The organism is Streptomyces sp. NPDC008079, from assembly GCF_042957385.1.
GTDB lineage: Bacteria > Actinomycetota > Actinomycetes > Streptomycetales > Streptomycetaceae > Actinacidiphila.
This window is the reverse complement of record NZ_JBIBIC010000019.1, coordinates 21,697-42,678: the sequence shown is the minus strand read 5'-3', so window position 1 is coordinate 42,678 and position 20,982 is coordinate 21,697. Positions and strand designations below refer to the sequence as shown.

The window sequence follows — 20,982 nt, the reverse complement described above, 5'->3', positions numbered from 1 at the left end:
GGGCGCGGCCCCTGTGCGTTCACCCTGCGGGTGGGCTGTGCCCCGTCTGGGGCGCCGGGGGCACCCCCGGCCGGAGGTGGGGGGAGGAACTGCGCGGCCGGCCGCCGCGCTCCCGCAGGTCACCACCCGCCCCGGCGGGGCAGTCCGGTTGTCGCCGGACCCCCCGCCGGTGGGGGCTTGTCGCGCAGTTCCCCGCGCCCCTAAAAACCAGGGCCCGCGCAAGGTGAATCCCACGGGGGCCGCGCCCCTAAAAACCAGGCCCCGCGCGGGAGGGGCTAGAGCTTTTCTACGGGGGCGTAGCGGAGAAGAAGCTGTTTAGGGCGTTCGTCGCCGAAGTCGATGGTGGCCTTTTCGTCGCCCGGCTGGCCGGTGACGGAGATGACGGTGCCGAGGCCGAACTGGTCGTGGGTGACGCGGTCGCCGACCTTGAGGGAGATGACGGGGCGGTCACCGGAGGAGCGGCGGGTGGCGAAGCCGCCGGCGGCGCCGGACCGGCCGCGGGCGGTGACGGAGGAGGCCGCGGAGGCGGACTTGGTCATGGGCCCCGAGGACCCCCCGGCGGAGCCGAGCCGCTTCCATTCGATCAGCGTCGGCGGAATCTCCTCCAGGAAGCGCGACGGCGGGTTGTAGGAGGGCTGGCCCCAGGCGCTGCGCATCGTCGAGCGGGTCAGGTAGAGCCGTTCGCGGGCGCGGGTGATGCCGACGTAGGCGAGCCGCCGCTCCTCCTCCAGCTCCTTGACCTGGCCGAGCGCCCGCATGTGCGGGAAGACGCCGTCCTCCATGCCGGTGAGGAACACCACGGGGAATTCCAGGCCCTTGGCGGTGTGCAGGGTCATGAGGGTGATGACGCCGCCGGAGTCGTCCTCGTCGGGGATCTGGTCGGAGTCGGCGACCAGCGCGACCCGTTCCAGGAAGTCGGCGAGGGTGCCCGGCTCGTCCGCGTCCCGCTCCTGCTCGAACTCCAGGGCCACGGCGGCCAGTTCCTGGAGGTTCTCCACGCGGGTCTCGTCCTGCGGGTCGGTGGACGCCTGCAACTCCGCCAGATAGCCCGTGCGTTCCAGCACGGCCTCCAGGACGACCGCGGGGCCCGCGCCGGACTCCACGATGGTGCGCAGCTCCTCCAGGAGGGTGTTGAAGCGCTTGACGGCGTTCGCCGAGCGGGCCGCCATCCCGTACGCCTCGTCCACCCGCCGCAGCGCCTGCGGGAAGGTGATCCGCTCGCGCGCGGCCAGCGCGTCGATCATCGCCTCGGCGCGGTCGCCGATGCCGCGCTTGGGCACGTTGAGGATGCGGCGCAGCGGCACGGTGTCCTCGGGGTTGGACAGCACCCGCAGATACGCCAGGACGTCGCGGACCTCGCGCCGCTCGTAGAAGCGGACGCCGCCGACGACCTTGTAGGGCAGGCCGACGCGGATGAAGACTTCCTCGAAGACACGGGACTGCGCGTTGGTGCGGTAGAAGACGGCGACGTCGCTGGGGCGGGCGTCGCCCGCGTCCGTGAGCCGGTCGATCTCCTCGGCGATGAACTGCGCTTCCTCGTGCTCCTGGTCGGCGACGTAGCCGACGATGACCGGGCCGTCGCCGGACTCGGTCCACAGGTTCTTCGCCCGCCGCCCCGCGTTGCGCTCGATGACGGCGTTGGCGGCCGTGAGGATCGTCTGCGTGGAGCGGTAGTTCTGCTCCAGCAGGATCGTGCGGGCCTGCGGGTAGTCCTCCTCGAACTGGAGGATGTTGCGGATCGTCGCGCCGCGGAAGGCGTAGATCGACTGGTCGGCGTCACCGACCACGCACAGCTCGGCCGCGTCCTCGTCCTGGTCGGTGCCGACCAGTTCGCGGACCAGCGTGTACTGGGCGATGTTGGTGTCCTGGTACTCGTCGACCAGGACGTGCCGGAAGCGCCGCCGGTAGTGCTCGGCGACGTCGGGGAACGCCTGGAGCAGATTGACGGTGGTCATGATGATGTCGTCGAAGTCCAGCGCGTTGGCGTCCCGCAGCCGCGACTGGTACATCGCGTACGCCTCGGCGAGCTTCTTCTCGAAGGGGTTCTCCGCGGTGGCCGCGAAGGTCTCCTCGTCGATCAGCTCGTTCTTCAGATTCGAGATCTTCGCGCTGAACGACTTCGGCGGGTACTGCTTGGGGTCCAGGTCGAGGTCCCGGCAGACCAGCGCCATCAGCCGCTTGGAGTCGGCGGCGTCGTAGATCGAGAACGACGAGGTGAAACCGAGCGACTTGGACTCGCGGCGCAGGATGCGCACGCACGCGCTGTGGAAGGTGGAGACCCACATCACATTGGCGCGCGGGCCGACCAGCTCCTCGACGCGCTCCTTCATCTCGCCCGCGGCCTTGTTGGTGAAGGTGATGGCGAGGATGGAGCCGGGGTGCACGTGCCGGGCGCCGAGCAGATAGGCGATCCGGTGGGTGAGCACCCGGGTCTTGCCGGAGCCCGCGCCCGCGACGATGAGCAGCGGGCCGCCCGCGTGCTCGACGGCGGCGCGCTGCTGCTCGTTGAGCCCTTCCAGGAGCTGCGCGGGGTCGGTGGCGGGCCGCGGGGCGCCGTCCCGGTAATACGCGTCCCGCCCGGTGGCCTGCGGCGGCGGTCCGTCGAACCGGCCGCCGAACAGGTCGTCCGGTACGTGCTCGCCGCCGGTGCCCCCGTCCTCCGGGGGCGGCGGAGCGGTGGGGTCGGCGGGCTCGGGGGCCACATGCAGACCGTTCAGGAAGTTGTCGTCAAAGAGGCTGCTCATCGCTCCCCGAGTCTAGAGCCCGGCACCGACAGCCCACGGCCCTTCCCCGCACAGCCCCCGGCCGACACCCCCGGCCCCCGTACGACGACCCCCCGGCCGACACCCCAACCCCTTCGCCCGGAACCCCGGCCGACACTCCCGGCCTCCCGCCCAACGGCCGCCTCCGGGGCAACCACGTACCTTTACCCCGTAGTCCCGTTACCACGCACCGTGACAATGGGAAATGATTACGAAAAGGTATCGGGCCTATCGGACACCGCTCTTCCCAGCAGCCCGGAGCGTTGGCTACGGTCTCGCTCCAGCAGCGTCCGGATGGGCGTCCGAAAGGAGTCCGCGCGCCATGGCGACACACCGTAAGGCTCGCGCCGCGATCCTCAGCACCCCCGGCCCGCGTGCGGCCGTGGGGATCACGACGGCCGCGCTGGCCACCGTGACCCTCTTCGCGGAGAGCGCCAGCGCCGAGCCGGCCAAGCCGAAGCAGCCGAGCATCGCCGAGGTGAAGGCGAAGGTCGACGGGCTGACGCACCAGGCCGAGGTCGCCACGGAGAAGTACAACGGCATCAAGGAGTCGACCGACGCGCAGAACGCGAAGGTCAACCGGCTCCTGGAGCAGGCGGCGAAGAAGACGCAGGCGCTGAACGACTCGCGCCGGGTCCTCGGGCAGTACGCCGCCGCGCAGTACCGCACCGGGGGCGACGACTCGACCGGCCGCTACCTGCTGGCCACCGACCCGCAGTCGATGCTCGACCAGGTGCACCTGTCGGACGTGCTCGGCAAGCGGCAGCAGAAGGCCGTCGAGTCGTACCGGGTGCAGCAGGCCGCGGCCACGCAGCAGCGCATCGAGGCGGCCAAGAGCCTGGCGACGCTCACCACCCAGCAGGGCGAACTGCGCACCGCCAAGCGGGATGTGCAGGCCAAACTGGGCGAGGCGCAGAAGCTGCTCAACAGCCTCAACGCGCAGGAGAAGGCGCGGCTCGCGGCGCTGCGGGCCAAGCAGGAGGAAGAGGCGCGCGTCAAGGCCGCCGCCATCGCGGCCAAGGAGAAGGCGGCGGCCGAGGCCGCGGCGAAGGCGGCGAAGGCCGCGAAGGACTCCTCGACGCCGACCGTGCCGAGCACGGGTTCCTCGAAGGCCGACGACGCCATCGCCTTCGCGCGCAAGCAGCTCGGCAAGCCCTACGTGTGGGGCGCGACCGGGCCGACGTCGTACGACTGCTCGGGGCTCACCCAGGCGGCGTGGAAGGCGGCCGGGGTCGATCTGCCGCGCACGACCTGGGACCAGGTGAACGTCGGCACGCGGGTGTCGGAGTCGGATCTCCGGCCGGGTGACCTGATCTTCTTCTACAGCGACATCAGCCACGTCGGCCTCTACATCGGCGGCGGCCAGATGATCCACGCGCCGCACACCGGCACCGTGGTCAAGATCGCCCCGATTACCGAAATGCCGTTCTACGGGGCGGTCCGTCCCGCATAGTCCACCCGGCATAGTCCGACTTGTCCGGACGCCGCCGCGCTCACAAACGGTAAGATCACAAAGCGATTTCGGTCACATTGCAATCCAAACTTCCCAAGGCTCGCACAAGTTGACTACGGTAGCCCGCTAGGTGGTGAGCTTCCCCGTCGGCTGAAGAGCCGACAGCGAATCACCTCCGCTCAATCCGGCCCAGGCCGGAGCCGGGGACCCAACAGCACGTGGGGTGAATCGGAACGGACGCCGCAGCAGGCGTCGGGACCGTAGGGCGACCTTCAGCCCGAACCCGTCAGCTAACCCGGTCGGCGGTATTCGGAAGGAGTCGCCTCCCTTGGCGTCGCACCGCAAGCCGCGCAATCGCATACTGTCCACGGCCGGTCCACGGGCCGCCGTCGGGATCACCACAGCGGCCCTCGCGTCGGTCACCCTGCTCAGCGAGAGCGCCAGCGCGGCGCCCGCGAAGCCCTCGATCACCGAGGTCAAGGCGCAGATCGACCAGCTCAACCAGGACGCCGAGGTAGCGACGCAGCACTTCGACGCCGCCAAGGAGAAGACCGACAACCAGCGGGCCAAGGCCAATCAGCTCCTGGAGCAGGTCGCGCAGAAGACCGCGAAGATGAACGAGACGCGGCGGGTGCTCGGGCAGTACGCCACCGCGCAGTACCGCGACGGCGGCCTCGACCAGACGACGCAGTTGCTGCTGACGGACGACCCCCAGAAGTTCTTCGACCAGTCGCACATGATGGACCGCATCTCCACCACGCAGGAACAGGCGCTGGAGACCTTCAAGGTCCAGCAGGAGCAGGCGTCCATCCAGCGCGCGCAGGCCACCAAGAGCCTCAACGAGCTGACCAACGCGCAGAACAAGCTCGCGGCGGCGAAGAAGAACGTCCAGACGAAGCTGGCCGCCGCGCAGAAGCTGCTCAACAGCCTCAACGCGCAGGAGCGCGCCAAGCTCGCCGCGATGCGGCCCACCGCCCCGACCAACACCGCGGGCTCCTCGAATTCCTCGAACTCCTCGAACTCCACGGCGAGCAACGTCAGTTACACCTACAACGGCCCGGCGTCCGGCCGCGCCGCCGCCGCCATCCAGTTCGCGATGTCGCAGCGCGGCAAGCCGTACGGCTCCGGCCGCACCGGCCCCGACGCGTACGACTGCTCCGGGCTCACCCAGGCCGCCTACCGCGCCGCCGGTATCTCCATCGGCCGCACCACGTGGGACCAGGTCAAGGACGGCACGGCGGTCTCGCAGTCCGACCTGCGCCCCGGCGACCTGGTGTTCTTCTACTCCAGCATCAGCCACGTCGGCATGTACATCGGCAACGGCCAGATCGTGCACGCCCCGCACAGCGGTGCGGTCGTCGAGGTCGCCCCGATGAGCTGGATGCCCTTCGCGGCGGCCCGCCGCATCGCCTGAACCCGCGTCCGCGGAGCCTCAGGACCGCCGGGCTCACAGCCCCGCATAGCACCCCGTGCCCGGTCGGACCTCCCGACCGGGCACTTTGGTCAGCAGGCGCGCGCATATGACCGGGTCACCCGTCGAACGGCGGTCGTTTACGGTCACGGGCCGGTCGAATCGGAGCAGTCCCGGTCTCCTTCCCCTGGCGCACCCCCGGTCAGGTTTAGCGTCGCTCCCCAGGTGACCGATCCCCACAGCCGTCAGGACCGTGGCGGCGCGGTCACCCCCGCCGAAGGTCCGGCGGCGCTCTGCTCCCCCGTGCAGGCGTCGCCGGGCCTCCGCGCGGGCCCGTCGGAGCACTGGAAGGAATGACGGCCGCATGGCCTCCCACAGTCCCGCCTCACACCGCAGAACCTCGGCGGCGCGTACGTCCGCCCGCACGTCGGCGCTCACCGCGACCCGCGCCGCCCTCACCGTGGCGCTCGCGTCCGCCGCCTCCGTGAGCCTGCTCGGCGAATCCGCCCTCGCGGACCCGCGGCCGCAGGCACCGGCCTCGCTCAGCGAGGTGAAGGACCAGGTCGACACGCTCTACCGGCAGGCGGAGGCCGCCACCGAGCAGTACAACGGCGCGAAGGAGCAGGCCGATCAGGCCCGCGCCGCGGTCGCCGATCTGCAGAACGAACTGGCCCGCAAGACCGCGCGGCTGAACGCCACCCGCGACACGATCGGCGCCCTCGCGGCGGCGCAGTACCGCACCGGCTCGCTCGACCCCAGCGTGCAGCTCGCGCTCAGCTCCTCGCCCGACACGTATCTGGACCGGGCCGGGATGCTCAACCGCCTCGACTCGCGGACGGCGACCGCGCTCGCGCAGCTCACCGAGGAGCAGCGGGACGTCACCCGTACCCATGACGCGGCCGACGCGAAACTCGACGCGCTCAAGGAGGCGCAGTCCAAGCTGGCCGCGCGCAAGGCGACCGTGCAGGGCAAGCTGCGGGCGGCGCGGGCGCTGCTCGACCGGCTGACGGCCGCCCAGCGCGCGGCCGTCGAGGCCGCCGACACCCCGTCGTCGGGACCGGCCGCCGCGACCCGCGCCAGCATCCGTACGCCGCTGCCCGGCGACACGACGCCCGTCGCCGCGCCGTCCTCGCGCGCCGCCCAGGCCGTCGCCTTCGCCTACCGCGCGCTCGGCCTGCCGTACGTCTGGGGCTCCACCGGGCCCAACTCGTACGACTGTTCCGGCCTCACCCAGGCCGCCTGGAGGGCCGCGGGGGTCTCGCTCCCGCGCACCACGTACACCCAGATCAACGCGGGCACCCGGGTCTCCGAGTCCCAGCTCCAACCCGGTGACCTGGTCTTCTTCTACTCCGGCATCAGCCACGTGGGCCTCTACATCGGCAACGGCCAGATGATCCACGCCCCGCACCCGGGCGCCCCGGTCCGTATCGCCCCGATCTCCGAGATGCCCTTCGCGGGAGCCACCCGCCCCACCTGACCGAGGCCGCCCGCCCGCTGAGCCCGGCCGTCGGCCCGTCCGCCCCGCCCACCGGTCCGTACGTCAGATGTTGATACGAAATCCGGACAAGCTCTTCTCCTGACGAACCGCCCGACTCCGGGCAGACTTGCCCCATGACGTCTACGCCGCTGAGCAAGGGTGCGAATGTGCCGGTCGCCGTGCCCGCCGTACGGGCCGAACTGGCCTGGGGAGCGGGCGGCGGGCCCGACGCCGACGCGTCGGCGCTGCTGCTGGCGGGCGGCGGGAAGGTGCGGGACGACGCCGACTTCGTCTTCTACAACCAGCCAGGACACGCGTCGGGGGCCGTACGGCACGCGGGGAAGCGGCAGGCGGCCGTGGTCACCGACACCATCGAGGTGGACCTGGCGCGCGTCGAGCCGGGGATCGAGCGGATCATGCTGTGCGCGTCCGCCGACGGCGGCACCTTCGGCGCGATGACCGGCCTCGGACTGCGGCTGCTGGACGCGGCGTCCGGCGCCGAACTGGCGTACTTCCCGGTCACCGCGACATCCGAGACGGCGCTCGTCGCGGGTGAGCTGTACCGGCGCGGGGACGGCTGGAAATTCCGCGCGATCGGCCAGGGGTACGCCTCGGGCCTCGCGGGGCTCGCCACCGATTTCGGCATCAGCGTGGACGCGGAGGAGGAGGAAGCGGCGCCCGTTCCCGTGACGGCGCCCGCCGCCGCGCCGCCGATGCCCGCCGCGCCCCCGCCGCCCGCGTCCCCGTACGCGGCGCCCTCGCCGTACGGCTCTGCGCCCGCCCAGCCCGCTTCCCCGTACGGCTCTGCGCCCGCGCAGCCCGCTTCCCCGTACGGCTCTGCGTACGGCGCGCAGCCCGCGTCCGGATACGCGTCGGCGCCTGCCCCCGGCTCCGGTGCGCCCTCGCTCGTCAAGGGCGAGGAGCACCTGCCGGTCGACATGCGCAAGCGGCTGTCGCTGCGCAAGGAGCAGGTCGCGGTGAGCCTGCGCAAGCACGGCGCCGACAACGTCCGGGCGCGGGTGATCATCGTGCTGGACGCGTCGGGGTCGATGTCCCACCTGTACTCGCGGCGCGTGGTGCACGACGTGGTGGAGCGGATGGCGGCCGTGGCCGCCGCGCTCGTACCGGACGGCGTCATGCAGGCGTGGACCTTCGCCAGCAACCCGGCGCGGCTGCCCGACCTCGACCTCGGCTCGCTGCCGCAGTGGCTGGAACTGCACGTCCGGGTCGGCGCGATCGGCATCTTCAAGCGCCGCAAGCCGTCTCCGAACGGCCAGGTGGACATGAAGCTGGTCGGCTTCGGCAACGAGGAGCAGAAGGTCATCGCGCAGGTACGGGACTACGTGCGCGGCGAGCCGTCCGCCGCCCCGACCCTCGTGCTCTTCTTCTCCGACGGCGGTGTCTACCGCAACGCGGAGATCGAGCACGAGCTGCGCGGGGCCGTCGAGGAGCCGCTGTTCTGGCAGTTCGTCGGACTCGGCCAGTCCAACTACGGCGTCCTGGAGCGCTTCGACACCATGACCGGCCGCCGCGTGGACAACGTCGGATTCTTCGCCGTCGACGACATCGCCAGCCTCTCCGACGCCGAGCTGTACGACCGCCTGCTCACCGAGTTCCCGTCCTGGCTGAAGGCCGCGACGGCCGCGGGCATTCTGCGCTGAGCGCCTGCCCGCGGGCATCCTGTCCTGAGCGCGGCGACGGCCGCGGGCATCCTGCGCTGAGCGCGGCGACGGCCGCGGGCATCCTGCGCTGAGCGCGCGCCCGCGGCCGTACGCCTCCACCGGTCGCCGGGTCAGTACCGCCCGGCGACGAGCAGCAGCAGCGCGCCGAGGACGGCCAGCCCGGCCGCCGAGGCGAGCGACGCCAGCCAGGCCCGCGTCCACCGCGGCGCCCGTACGGACCCGTCCCCCGAGGTGCCGGTGCCGGGGCCGCCTCCCGGCTCCGCCCACAGGTAGCCGAAGAAACCGGCCCCCGTCACCGCGCACGCCAGCAGCCACGCGGGGCCGCTCGCGCGCCGGTGCCGGGTCACCGCCAGCGTCCGTACGACCACCAGGAGACCGGCGAGCAGCGCCGCCACCCGCAGCCACGCCCACGGGGTGAGCAGGACGTAGGCGACGGGCACCAGCAGCGTCAGGCCCCCGGCGCCGTAGGAGCTGTCGAAGCTCCGTACGGCGAGGCCGTCGGCCGCGGGTCCCGCCTGCCGCCTGATGTCCGCGGTGAACTCCCCGACGACACCGTTCCGGCCGCCGGGGAAGGGGTTCGCGGGCCGGTAGGTGTACTGCCGTTCGGTCAGCGGCCCGGCGCTCCAGCGGACGGTGATCCCGTCGGAGCCCTGGTCGTCGACCCGTACCGAGTGGGTCCGCCCGGCCTCGATGTCCCGCGCCAGGGCGCCGGTCGACCCGCCGCCCGGCACGATCCGCAGCAGGACGGTGGCGAACGACAGCACCAGCACGGCCAGCAGCACCCAGCGGGCGGGCCCCCAGAGCCGGTCGAGCCGGGCGGCGGGCCCGGAGCCGTGACCGCCGGAGCCCGGCCCCCCGGGCTCCCCGCCGTCCGGTGCGGCGGGGAGCGTGGCCTGCGGACCGGTGGTCACTCGACGCTCACCGTGACGGACCAGTAGTACTCCTGGTACACGCTCGCTCCTCCGTAGCCCTGCTTGATGTCCGGGACCCCGAAGTGGAAGGCGGACGCGGTGCCGGTGTCGTTGAACGCGGCGAAGGCCACGGTCATGGAGTGGTCCTTCTTGTTCTGGTTGATCACCTGGTACACGAGGTCGTAGCCGCCGGTGAAGGCTTCGGGGACCTTGGTGCCCACGCGCCCCCTGGTGGCCATGCCGCTGAGGTCCTTGGGCAGATTCTTCATCTTCTCCCCGAGGTTCTTCCCGTCGACATAGTCGTCCTGGCCTCCCAGCGCGTCAATGTCGGCCCCGAAGTCGGCGTCCGAGACCGCCCTGGCCAGATTCTTGATGATCTGGAGACTGTGGCCGTTGAACGCCAACTGCTTGGTGAGCAGGCTGTTCGCGTCGAAGGGCACATTGGCGCCCTTGCCGCCGAGCCACAGTTGCAGCAGGTCGGTCCAGGTCAGTTGCGGCGAGTTGCCGCCCATCTGGTTGCAGGCGGCCATGGTGCCGGAGGTCACGGACGCGCCGACCTTGCAGGGGTTGGTGTTCCCGGCGAGGGCGAGGACGTAGTCGCGCAGTTCCTTGGCCAGCGCCGCGTGGACGTTCTTCTCGTTCTTGTCGTCCTTCCAGGTGTTCTGCTGGAGCGCGGCGAGCGCGTTCTGGCAGGCCCGGTCGCAGCCGCCGCTGCCACTGCTGTTGCTGTTGCCGTTGCCTTTGCCGCCGCTGTGGGACGGCCGGTTCCCCGGGTCGCGGTCCGGGTGGTAGACCGAGCCCTTGCCGGGCACGCCGTTGTGGCAGCCGGTGATGACACCGGTCATGCACTCGGGAACGCCCTCGCCGGTCGGGTCGGCGAGCCCGGTGGGATTGTCGGCGGCGTAGACGTAGCCGTTGAGGGTCTGCGCCTTGTCGGTCTGGAGCAGCGGGTCGACGCTGATGAAGCGGCCGGTCGACGGGTCGTACTCGCGGGCGCCGATGTGGACGAGTCCGGTGCCGGTGTCCGCGGGCTTGCCGAGGAAGGTCTTGTCGTCGGGCCACGCCGTCGCGGGCGCGCTGCCGCGGGCGGCGCCGAACGGGTCGGTGTAGCGCTTGGTGACGGCCTGCGTGCCGGCGTCCACCGCGAGGCTGCTGGTGCCGTGGTTGTCGCCCGCGAGCCAGGTCAGAATGGTGGCGCCGGACTGGGTGGAGCGCACCGCGATCGCCGGTCCCCCGGCGCCCGCGGTGTACGTGCGGACCGCCCAGGTGGTGGTCTTCCCGGCGCTGACCTTGCTGTGGATCTCGGTGGCGCCCAGGTAGACGACGCTCTCGCCGTCGCCCGCGGACGCCCGGCGGATCAGCAGGTTGTCACCCGCGTCGTAGAGGTAGTCGGTGACCTTGGCGCCCTCGGTGGTCCTGGTCAGGTCGCCTTCGCTGTTCCAGGCCAGCGTCTGCGAAGTGCCGCTCGGGCCGGGCCGCTTGGTGGTGTCGCCCGCCTCGTCGTAGCCGTACGTGGCGGTCGCCCCGGTGCAGCTCGCCGCCGCTGTGACGGTGGTCAGGGCGTGCGGGTGGGCGGAGTCGTTGTAGCAGGACTGGGCGGTGCTGTCGCCGGTCGCGGTGTGCTGGGTCCGGGTGAGCCGCAGCCCCGCCGGGTTGTAGGTCCAGCCGGTGGAGTACGGGGCCGCGCCGCCGGTCGTGGTGCTCGCGCAGTCGGCGTTGGCGGGCGTCCAGGCGCTGGTCATCCGCTGGTAGCCGTCGTAGCCGAAGCACTGCGTGTCGGCCTGCGCGGTGCCGCCCTGCGTGGTCGGGTCGGCGATCTTGGTGACGTTCCCGGCGTCGTCGTAGCTGTAGTTGAGGTCCTGCGTCATGTACGCGTGGGTCTGGTCGGTGACCGAGGAGCGGGTCAGCCGGCTGGTGCCCTCCTCGTAGACGTTGGTGATGTACGCCTTCTTCACCCCGGACGCCGCGGTGGCCAGGGTGAGTTGCTGCGGTTCGCCGAGCGCGGAGTAGGCGGTGTCCTGGAGGTAGCCGCTGGTGCCGGTGGCGGTCTCGATCTGGCCGGTCGGCGTGTAGCCGTAGCTGACGGACTCCTGCGGCAGGCCGCCGACGGCGGGCTCGGTGGTGTGCTGGAGGCTGCCGTCGACGTTGTAGTAGGCGGAGTAGCTGTAACTGGCCTTCGCCGCACCCGACTTCACCAGCGGGTCGTTGGCGTCGAGGTCGATCTCGCTGCCGGTGACGTGGTAGGCGTCGTCGTACGCGGTGACCTTCTGGGTGTACGCCTTCCCGGCCAGTCCGCCGTCGTAGCGGGTGGAGGTGTCGAGCTGTCCCGCGGCGGCCGTGTCGTACGTCCACGCGGCGATCTTCGTCGCGTCGGTCCTGGCCGTCTCCCACTCGCCGGTCTTGCGGCCGAGCGTGTCGTACTCGAACAGCAGCGTCTTGTGCGTGGAGCCGGTCGTCGTGGCGATCTGGTCGAGCGCGTTGTACGTGGTCGACGTGGCGCCCATGTCCGGGTCGTTCGCGGAGACCTGACGGCCGAACAGGTCGTAGCCCCAGCTCCACTTGGCGTTGTCGGGGCCGGTGGCGGTGGACTGCTTGCCGTCCCTGGTCAGGCCGTACAGGGTGCTGGTGTGCGCGGGCAGCGGGGCGGCGCCGCCGTAGTCCGCGTCGGCGGGCGAGGCGCCCGAGTAGTCGCGGCGCTCGACGGTGCGGCCGAGCGCGTCGGTGATCACACGGGAGGCGGTGCCGCCCGGCTGGGCGCTGGTCGCCGTCGAGTCGCCGGTGTACGTCGAGGTGACGGTGACGCCCTTCTGCACGCCGTAGACGAGCAGCTTGTCGGAGGTGGTGCGGCCCGCGCCGTCGAAGGTGATCTCGTGCTGGGTGGGCGCGCCGCCGTATTCGGCGCGGGCGTACGTGCCGCTCGGGGTGTGGTCCTGGTCGAAGATCCCGGCGAAGGTCTCGTACGCCAACCCCCGTGAGTCGTACCGGGTGTCGGTGAGGACCCGGCCGCCCAGCGGGCTCGGCGACTGCGTCTGGAGCGGGCGCAGCAGCGCGTCGTCGATCTGGTAGGTGACCCTGCGGACGTTGTTCGGGCCGAGCGTGGAGGTGCTGACGTACGGCGCCGAGCCGCGCTCCATGTGGTAGCCGTAGACGATGCTGGCGCTGTCGCCCGCCGACTTGACGCGGCCCGGCTGCCACACGCCGGTCAGCCGTCCCAGACCGTCGTAGGTCAGCTCGGTCTTCTTGGTGTTGACGTCGTAGGTGGTGGTCGGCAGGCCGCGCAGACCGTCGTAGAAGGTCGTGGTCTTCTGGCTCTTGGCGTTGGTGATCACCGAACGGGTCGGGACGCCCGCGCCGGTCGGGGTGTAGGTGTTGGACGTCGGGTTGCCCGCGCCGTCCTTGGCGAGGGTCATCCGGCCGAGGGTGTCGTAGGCCGAGGTGCCGGTGGTCTGCCAACTACTGGGGTTACGGTCGCCGTTGGCGTCCGCGCCCGCCGGGTACGCGGCGGCCCGGCCCTTCCACATCGCGTCGCCCTTGGCCGGGCTCTGGTTCGCGGTCCAGGCCGTCGCGGCCGAACTGTCGTAGACGGTCGCGGTGTCGGCGAGCACATCGCCGCGCGTGGTGCTGTTCGCGGGCAGCGACAGCGACGCGTCGGCGGTGCCGCACGGCTGGCCGACCGTACGGACCCTGGAGGTCAGGGAGTTGATGCCCGCGCTGTCGTTGCGGGCGTACCAGGTGCGGGTGCAGGTCTCGTCGCCGCTCTTGGCGGTGTCGCCCGCGTCGTCGACCGTGACCGGCATGCCGTAGGAGTCGTAGGTGCTGGCCGTGGTGCTGGTGCGCCACTTGGCGGGCACGGTCAGATAGGTGTCGGAGTACGTCTTCGCGGTGCGCACGTAGTACGCCTCGACGTCGGCGTACGACTTGTGCTGCGTGGCGGTCCTGACCGACCACGGGTCGTTGACGGTCGCCGAGACGGGCGTGTCCCCGTTGTAGGTGACCTGTTGGCGCTGGAAGCCCGCGTACTGGTCGGAGTCGGTGAGCGCCGCCGTGGTCAGTCCCGGCACGGTCAGCCCCGCCACGGTCACCGTACGGGTGCCGCCCGCCTTCACCTTGTCGCCGTTCATGCCCTGCATGTAGCGGGTGACGGTCCTGAGCCGGTTGCCCGCGCCGGTCCCGGAGTACGAGGTGACCGTGCCGTAGCCGCGGAAGACCGACCAGGTGCGCTCGTCGTCGGGTGTGAACGGGCTGTCGTTGTAGTGCCAGGCCGGGTCGGTGTAGACGTAACTCTGCTCCAGCGCCTCGTTGTTGCCCGCCGGGTCGGAGGTGGTGACGTCCACGACGCGGTACTTGTGGAACCAGTCGAGTCCGGCGTCCTCGGCACCGTTGATGTGCCAGTACTGCGGATAGCAGTTCATGGTGTCGCTGTCCTCGGCGGCGGGCATGTGCGAGCCGCGCACGCACTCCGGCGTCGACATCGTGACGCTGGTGACCGCGCCGGTCTCCGAGGTGACCGACTGGATGCGGGGCCGGTGCAGCGGCAGGATGTCGTCGGTGGCGTCGACCCGGTTCGCCAGCATCTGGTAGGTGAACGACACCGGGTCCAGCGGGACCGCGGTGCCGGCCTCGCCGGTCCGCTTGATCGAGTCGAGCACCAGCGTCTGGTCGCTGCTGTCGCCGAGGTCACCGGCGTCCAGGTACTTCTCCGCCAGCGCCCAGGTGTCGACGGGCGTGTACGAGGTCCCCGACAGCACCAGGGCCTGCACCGAGGTGAGGCGCTTGCGGGTGAAGAACGACGGCGCCTGGGCGGCGCAGTCGGTGTCGGACGCGCCGGAGGCGCAGATCGCGTCGAAGGGCACGTCGGGCCAGTTGTGCGCGGTGTCCTTGGTCAGCTTCGAGCAGTCCGAGGCGGTGCAGCGCTCGGTGTAGCCGAAGGTCACCTCGTAGGGCGCGGTGGCGCTGAAGAGCGTGTCGGAGCGCTGCCCGTAGAGGATCTTGTCGAGGTGACCGCCGCGCGTGTAGGAGGCGTTGGCGGTCTTCGAGCCGTTCTTCTTGTAGAAGTTGGACTCCGCCGTGTACCAGTACGACTCGGCGTTGCCGTGGGTGTCGACGACGTAGTCGAGGTTCCAGCGCCACGCCTGGTTGTAGGAGCGGTCGGCGAAGGCGCTGCCCTTGGCGTAGCCGGGCTCGCCGGAGTCGTCGCCGAACACCGGGACGGTCCATACGGAGTTGGTGCGCTGCGTGCCCGCGCCGGTGAGCTTGTTGAGGCCGAAGACGTACTGGGTGCCGTCGCCGGTCGTCACCGTCCAGTACTCGCCCGCGCCGTCCACGCTGTCGCCCTCGTCGCCGTTGTCGGCGCCCGTGGAGTGGGTGACGGTGGAGGCGTCGTCGTCGGCCAGCCGCCACTTCCCCGTGGTGTCGTCCTTGACCAGCTCCGTGGACTTGCCGTTCAGGACGACCGAGGCGTTGTCGAACTTCCAGCACTGGTCGAAGACCTCGGCGTGCCCGTCCTTGTCGCAACCGCCGTACTGGCGCTCGACGTAGGAGTCGGCGGAGACGGTGAAGCCCTCACCGACCTGCGAGCCCTGGTTGTTGGTCGATGCGGTGCGGCCGTCGATGCTGCCGGAGTCGTAGGTGAGCGTCACCGCGGGCACCGGGCCCGCGACGGACGGGGCGACCTCCATCGGGTACGACCAGTCGAAGGAGCCGGAGGAGGTGCCCGCCGACCACTTGGAGGACGCCGACAGGGGGGTGGCGCCGTAGTCGCCGCTGCCCTTGGCGGACTCGCCGCTGTCGGCGGTGACGGCGAAGGCGCTCAGGGTGCCGGCGTCGGTACCGGCCGTGGCGGGGGCGTCGTCGGTGGCGTCAGCACCGGCGTCACCACTGGCACCGGCACCGGCATCGGCGCTGACGTCGGCCGAAATCGTCTGCCGGGCAAGGTCGTTGACGGACGAAGGGACCGGGGTCCGGGTCCTGCACCGCGCCTTCTGCGGGGTGGTCAGGGCGCACGCCGGGAGCCGCACCAGGCGCAGGCGGCCGGACCAGTCGCCGCCGTAGGCGGAGGCGAAGGAGGAGTAGTCGACGGAGACGTGGACGCGTGCGCCGGCCGGGCCGGTGTGCGCGGCGGAGGCCGAACTCGCGTCGCGCGCCCGCGGTTTGACGGCGAGCAGCACACCTCGTACGCCTGCCGCGTCCGTCGCGGCCCGGTCCAGGACGGTGACCTCGGAGGTGCCGGACGCGGCGCTCTTGAGGGTGCTGCCCTTGGGCCAGGTCGTGTGCTGCTCGGCGAGCGCGCGCCGCGCGCTCCGGTCGTCGGCCGCCTTGCCCGCCGCGGCCTTCGCGCGGGCCTGCTGCGCGCCGAGGCCCGCGGTGTGCACCGTGCCGTTGCGCGGCGCGGGCAGATCGGGGCGGCCCAGCGGCCCCGGCGCGGCGTGGGCGAGCGGGCTCAGCCCGACCGGCACGGTCAGCGCGGCGGCGAGCGCCACGACGAACAGCTTGGCGCGCCTGCCCGGCAGGTACGCGCGGGCGCGTGCCCGCCGCCCGCGGCCGGCGAATCCCGATCTCACGATGACAACCCCCTGGTGAATGACGGCCGCGGACCGGAGCACCGCGGCACGAGCAGTCCCGACACCGGCCGCGGACGGACATCCCGCCCCGCGGCCGTACAACCCCACGAACGATCACCACGCGCCCGGCCGGGCCGGTTCGTCCCGCCCCGCCCGGCGGCCGTCACCCGCCGACGGCCGCGTCGGCCCGTTCCCGACGCGCCGCCGCCCCGGCCGTGTCGCCGCCGCCGGAGGAGAGGGCCGTTCGCGAGGCGACGGCCCCGGGCGGGGCGGAAGCCGTGGACGCTTTTGTATTCGCGCGGGAATCCGGACGGGCGGAATCCGGACGGGCGGAATCCGTATAGCCGGAATCCGGAGCGGCGGAATCCGGACGACCGGAATCCGTAGGTGACGTCGGCAGGGGCGGCACTCCCGGAATGGCTCCCGTCGTCGGCGGTACGGCGGCGCTCACACGCACCGCACCCGCCGCGCGCGGCCTCAACCGCCCCTCGCGCACGCCGAACAGCCCCGCTCCACCCCGAGCCATTTCCCCCACCCCACGCTCAGCGATACCTACAGCCGCGTATCGAATCACCGGTCGCCGGGTGGTGACTACGAACCCCCGTGTTCGTAAGGATTGGCGTGGAACGGCGAGGCCGGCCGAATAGCGGAGCGCGCCGGAAAGGCATACGTGCCGGGGGCACCTTCCCGGCGGCCGGAATAACCGGTTGGCCGCGGACGGCCGCGCCTCAATACTGTCCCGGTGTTCACCGACGACGACGATGCCGTGCTCTACGACCTGCTCAATCAGTGGGACCCCGAGCGGTCACCCGGCGACCGGTTCTACACCGACCTGGTCATGGCCGCGGACTCCGTTCTCGACGTGGGCTGCGGCACCGGCATGACGCTGCATCACGCGCGGGCGCTGGGCCACCGCGGCCGTCTGGTCGGCCTCGACCCGCACCCCCCGTCCCTGCGCCGGGCCCGGCGCCGTACCGACATCGAGTGGCTCGACGGCCGCGCCGCCGACGCCCCGCCCGGCGCCGGTTTCGACCTGGCGATCATGACCGGGCACGCCTTCCAGTGCCTGCTCACCGACGACGACATCCGCGACTCGCTCGCCGCCGTCCGCGCCGCCCTGCGCCCCGGCGGCCGTTTCGTCTTCGAGACCCGCCACCCCCAGGCCCGCGCCTGGCTGTCCTGGACCCCCGGTCACCCCGTCACGACCACCCACCCCACCGCCGGTCCGCTCCGCGTCTGGCACACCGTCGACTCCGTCACCCCCGACCTCGTCACCTTCACCACCACCACCGCCGCCCCGGACGGCACCCCCCTCCACACCGACCGCTCCACCCTCCGCTTCCTCTCCGAGCCCGCCCTCGACGCCTTCCTCACCGCCGCGGGCTTCCGCACCGAGTCCCGCTACGGCGACTGGCCCCGCACCCCGGTCACCCCGGTCACCCCGGCCAGCCGCGAGATCATCACCGTCGCCCTGGCCTGACCCCCGCCCTTCAGACGGGCCTGGCCGCCAACAGGTAGCCCTGGGGCTGGCGTTCGTCCGGGGCCGGAGCGCGGGTCGTGGTGGCGGTGACGGTGAGGCCGGCGGATTCGGCGAGGGCGGTGATACGGGCGGGGGGATGCCAGTAGACGTCGAGGGAGATGGGGTGGCCGTAGCCGTGGGAGAGGTGGTGGCGGGTGTCACCGATCTTGTAGGCCACGGCGAGCGGGGCACCGGGGGCCAGGACGCGGTGGAATTCGGCGAAGACGCGCGGCAGCAGGCGCGGGGGCAGGTGGATGATCGAGTACCAGGCGACGAGGCCGCCGAGGGAGCCGTCCGGGAGGTCCAGGTCGGTCATCGAGCCGACGTCGAAGCGCAGTCGGGGCAGATCGCGGCGGGCCACGGCGACCATCTCGGGCGAGAGGTCGACGCCGAAGACGTCGAGTCCCAGCTCCGCCAGATACCCGGTGATCCGTCCGGGGCCGCACCCGATGTCCGCCACCGGCCGTCCCCGCTGGGCCAGTTCGGCGAACGCCCCCAGCGTCGCGCGGTCCAGGACGCCGGCCGCCAGCGCGTCCCGCAGCAGGTCGGCGTAGCTGTCGGCGACGGTGTCGTAGGCCGCGCGGATGTCCGTCAGGTCGGTGGATTCCGTCATGCGGGCGACCGTATCGCCGCCCTCTGACACCGCTTATCCGACGCTGCCGTCCGTCAGCGACCTGCGGTCACCGCCCGGCGGACCGCCGCGGCGACGGCGGGCGCGTCGTTCCAGGGAGGTCAGGACGGCGGCCAGGAAGGCCAGCGGGATCACCAGGCCGAAGAGCGTCCACCAGGCGGCGGTACGGTCGTCGGCCCGGCCCTGGTAAGGGGTGTCGGACGCGCTGGCGACGAAGGCGACGACGTCCAGCACCCCGGCCAGCAGCAGCAGCGCCCACACGAGGGCCAGGCACGCCAGCCACAGCACACGCCCGGGCGTGACGCGTCGCTCGCGGCCAGGCTCTCCTGCGGGCTCGCGGCCAGGTTCGCGTACGGGCTCTCCTGCGGGCTCCGGCATGCGCGCCCGGCTCAGACCAGGCGCCGTGCCGTCGCCCACCGCGTGAGCTCATGGCGGTTGGAGAGCTGGAGCTTGCGCAGGACGGCCGAGACATGGGACTCGACGGTCTTGACCGAGATGAAGAGCTGCTTGGCGATCTCCTTGTACGCGTAGCCGCGCGCGATCAGGCGCAGGACCTCGCGCTCGCGCTGGGTGAGCCGGTCCAGGTCCTCGTCGACCGGCGGGGCGTCGGTGGACGCGAAGGCGTCCAGGACGAAACCGGCCAGCCGCGGGGAGAAGACGGCGTCGCCGTCGCGCACGCGGAAGATCGAGTTGATCAGGTCGGGCCCGGTGATGGTCTTGGTGACATAACCGCGCGCGCCGCCCCGGATGACACCGATGACGTCGTCGGCCGCGTCGGAGACCGAAAGGGCCAGGAAACGCACCGGGTTGTCGGGGTCGGCGGCCAACGGGGCGCAGCGGCGCAGGACTTCGACACCGCCGCCGCCGGGCAGGTGCACGTCGAGGAGGACGACCTCGGGCCGGGTCGCGGTGACGACACTGACCGCCTGGTCGACGTCGGCGGCCTCGCCGACGACCTCGACACCGGTCTCCTCGGTGGCGCCGATCTCCGCCTGGACCCCGGTACGGAACATCCGGTGGTCGTCGACGAGCACCACCCGTACCCGCCGCTCCCCCGCCAAAGGCGCACTCGGTGTGCTCATGCCGCCACCCTCTCCATCTCCAGTTCGACTTCCGTACCGCCGCCGGGTGCGGCCCGCAGCCGGGCCTCGCCGCCGTTGCGCTGCATCCGGCCGATGATCGACTCGCGGACGCCCATGCGGTCGTCCGGCACCTGGTCGAGGTCGAATCCGGGGCCGTGGTCGCGCACGGAGACGAACACCTTGACGCCCTCCACCTCCGCGTAGACCTGAACGGGTCCGCTGCCACCGTACTTGGCCGCGTTCACCATCGCCTCCCGCGCGGCCTGCATCTGCGCCGCCAGCTTCTCGTCCAGCGGGCAGTCGCCGACGCAGACGACCTCGACCGGGACGCCGTGCGCGTCCTCGACCTCGGCGGCGGCGGCGCGTACGCCCTCGGCGACCGTCGTCGGCTCGTCGTCGCGCCCGGTGCCCTCGGGGCGGTAGAGCCAGGCGCGCAGCTCGCGTTCCTGGGCGCGGGCCAGCCGGTTGACCTCGCGGGGTTCGTCGGCGTGCCGCTGGATGAGGGTCAGGGTGTGCAGGACCGAGTCGTGGACGTGGGCGGCGACTTCGGCGCGCTCCTGGGCGCGGATGCGCATCAGCCGCTCCGCCGACAGGTCCTGTGTCATACGGACCAGGTAGGGGCCCGCGATCAGGGCGACGCCGACGAGGACGGCGAGCGCGGCCTGGAGGATGCCGCCGAGGTGGCTGCCGGAGCCGCGCACCACGATGAAGCCGGTGACGCCCGCGACGACCAGGGCGACACCGGCCGCCGCGCGGGCCAGCGGCCAGAACCGCTTGCCGTGGCTCATCTCGACCCAGCGGGCCTTGCGGGCGTTGTCGGCCTGCCGCCAGACCAGCGCGACACCGAGGCCGATGACCAGCAGCGGCCACACGGCGCGGTTGGCGGCGCCGAGGTTGAGGTTGTCGATGAGGATGCCCGCGCCGACGGCTAGCGCGATCAGGGCCATGATCTGGCCCTTGTCGGGCCGCTTGCCCGCCAGCCATGAGCGGGCGTCGCGCGGCTCCTTGGCCATGGCGACACCGCCGACGCCGAGCGGTACGAAGAACCAGAAGACGGCGTAGAGGAGCACGCCGATGCCGTTGAAGCAGGCGAGCAGCACGAACAGGCCGCGTACCCACAGCACGGGCAGGCCGAAGTGCCCGGCCAGGCCGCGCGCGACGCCGCCGACCATCCGCCCCTCGGAGCTGCGGTAGAGCTTGCGCACCCCGGAATCCCCCGGCTCGTGCGAGGACAGGGGCGAGGAGAGGAAGGACGCCCCGCTGGGACCGCCGGGACCGCGCGGAGCACCGGGCCCGCCGAGACCGGGACCACCGGAGCCGCCCAGGCCGGGACCACCGGGACCGGGGCCGCCCGGCACGCCGGGTCCGCCGGACCCGCCCGGCATACGGGACGCTCCGGGCATGCCGGACGCTCCGGCCGGGCTGCTCGCTGACATACCCCGATCGTCACACGTCCGGGCCGCCCGGGGCATCAGGGTTGTCCCCCCAGGGGAA

General features: G+C 71.9%; 13 protein-coding genes and 1 riboswitch. Of the genes, 6 read left to right on the top strand and 7 right to left on the bottom strand.

Translation table 11 applies throughout. The features are described from left to right. Nucleotides 1–275: 275 nt before the first annotated feature. Nucleotides 276–2,744, bottom strand: a complete 2,469-nt coding sequence (gene pcrA / locus ACFZAM_RS29990; protein WP_391050467.1) for a DNA helicase PcrA — start codon at nucleotides 2,742–2,744, stop codon at nucleotides 276–278. Between the two features lie 340 nt (nucleotides 2,745–3,084). On the opposite strand from pcrA, the gene ACFZAM_RS29985 reads away from it, so the two are divergent. The 5 genes from ACFZAM_RS29985 to ACFZAM_RS29965 all read left to right on the top strand — a co-directional run bounded on the left by ACFZAM_RS29985 (nucleotide 3,085) and on the right by ACFZAM_RS29965 (nucleotide 8,764). After that, nucleotides 3,085–4,215, top strand: coding sequence for an NlpC/P60 family protein (locus ACFZAM_RS29985; RefSeq protein ID WP_355336829.1), 1,131 nt, complete (start codon nucleotides 3,085–3,087; stop codon nucleotides 4,213–4,215). A gap of 166 nt (nucleotides 4,216–4,381) precedes the next feature. Beyond that, nucleotides 4,382–4,536: riboswitch (cyclic di-AMP (ydaO/yuaA leader) on the top strand. Nucleotides 4,537–4,543: 7 nt separating this feature from the next. Continuing rightward, nucleotides 4,544–5,629: an NlpC/P60 family protein gene (locus tag ACFZAM_RS29980; RefSeq protein ID WP_391050466.1), complete on the top strand. Its 1,086-nt coding sequence runs from the start codon at nucleotides 4,544–4,546 to the stop codon at nucleotides 5,627–5,629. Between the two features lie 222 nt (nucleotides 5,630–5,851). Next, complete coding sequence (locus ACFZAM_RS29975) at nucleotides 5,852–5,983, top strand: hypothetical protein (RefSeq protein WP_355336827.1); 132 nt, start codon at nucleotides 5,852–5,854, stop codon at nucleotides 5,981–5,983. Between the two features lie 7 nt (nucleotides 5,984–5,990). After that, nucleotides 5,991–7,103, top strand: coding sequence for an NlpC/P60 family protein (locus ACFZAM_RS29970; RefSeq protein WP_391050465.1), 1,113 nt, complete (start codon nucleotides 5,991–5,993; stop codon nucleotides 7,101–7,103). A 134-nt stretch (nucleotides 7,104–7,237) separates the two neighbouring features. Further along, nucleotides 7,238–8,764, top strand: a complete 1,527-nt coding sequence (locus ACFZAM_RS29965) for a VWA domain-containing protein (RefSeq protein ID WP_391050464.1) — start codon at nucleotides 7,238–7,240, stop codon at nucleotides 8,762–8,764. A gap of 131 nt (nucleotides 8,765–8,895) precedes the next feature. On the opposite strand, the gene ACFZAM_RS29960 is transcribed toward ACFZAM_RS29965, so the two are convergent. Beyond that, nucleotides 8,896–9,696 carry a hypothetical protein gene (locus ACFZAM_RS29960; RefSeq protein WP_391050463.1) on the bottom strand — a complete coding sequence of 267 codons (801 nt, stop codon included), beginning with the start codon at nucleotides 9,694–9,696 and terminating at the stop codon, nucleotides 8,896–8,898. After that, nucleotides 9,693–16,256, bottom strand: a complete 6,564-nt coding sequence (locus tag ACFZAM_RS29955; RefSeq protein ID WP_391050462.1) for an RHS repeat-associated core domain-containing protein — start codon at nucleotides 16,254–16,256, stop codon at nucleotides 9,693–9,695. Before ACFZAM_RS29955 ends, ACFZAM_RS29960 begins: the two co-directional genes overlap by 4 nt. 742 nt (nucleotides 16,257–16,998) lie before the next feature. Here ACFZAM_RS29955 and ACFZAM_RS29950 point away from each other — a divergent pair. After that, on the top strand, nucleotides 16,999–17,736 hold the full coding sequence (locus ACFZAM_RS29950; protein ID WP_391050461.1) for a methyltransferase domain-containing protein: 738 nt from the start codon (nucleotides 16,999–17,001) through the stop codon (nucleotides 17,734–17,736). Between the two features lie 10 nt (nucleotides 17,737–17,746). On the opposite strand, the gene ACFZAM_RS29945 is transcribed toward ACFZAM_RS29950, so the two are convergent. The 4 genes from ACFZAM_RS29945 to ACFZAM_RS29930 form a co-directional block, all read right to left on the bottom strand. Further along, complete coding sequence (locus ACFZAM_RS29945) at nucleotides 17,747–18,388, bottom strand: methyltransferase domain-containing protein (protein WP_391050460.1); 642 nt, start codon at nucleotides 18,386–18,388, stop codon at nucleotides 17,747–17,749. 33 nt (nucleotides 18,389–18,421) lie between these two features. Continuing rightward, the gene (locus ACFZAM_RS29940) at nucleotides 18,422–18,694 is read right to left on the bottom strand and encodes a hypothetical protein (protein ID WP_391050459.1); all 273 of its coding nucleotides are present in this window, start codon (nucleotides 18,692–18,694) and stop codon (nucleotides 18,422–18,424) included. Nucleotides 18,695–18,795: 101 nt separating this feature from the next. Continuing rightward, nucleotides 18,796–19,488, bottom strand: a complete 693-nt coding sequence (locus ACFZAM_RS29935; protein ID WP_188281968.1) for a response regulator transcription factor — start codon at nucleotides 19,486–19,488, stop codon at nucleotides 18,796–18,798. Beyond that, nucleotides 19,485–20,924 (bottom strand): PspC domain-containing protein, encoded by a 1,440-nt coding sequence (locus ACFZAM_RS29930; RefSeq protein ID WP_355336819.1) that lies wholly within the window; start codon nucleotides 20,922–20,924, stop codon nucleotides 19,485–19,487. The genes ACFZAM_RS29935 and ACFZAM_RS29930 overlap by 4 nt, the downstream gene beginning before the upstream one ends. Nucleotides 20,925–20,982: the final 58 nt, after the last annotated feature.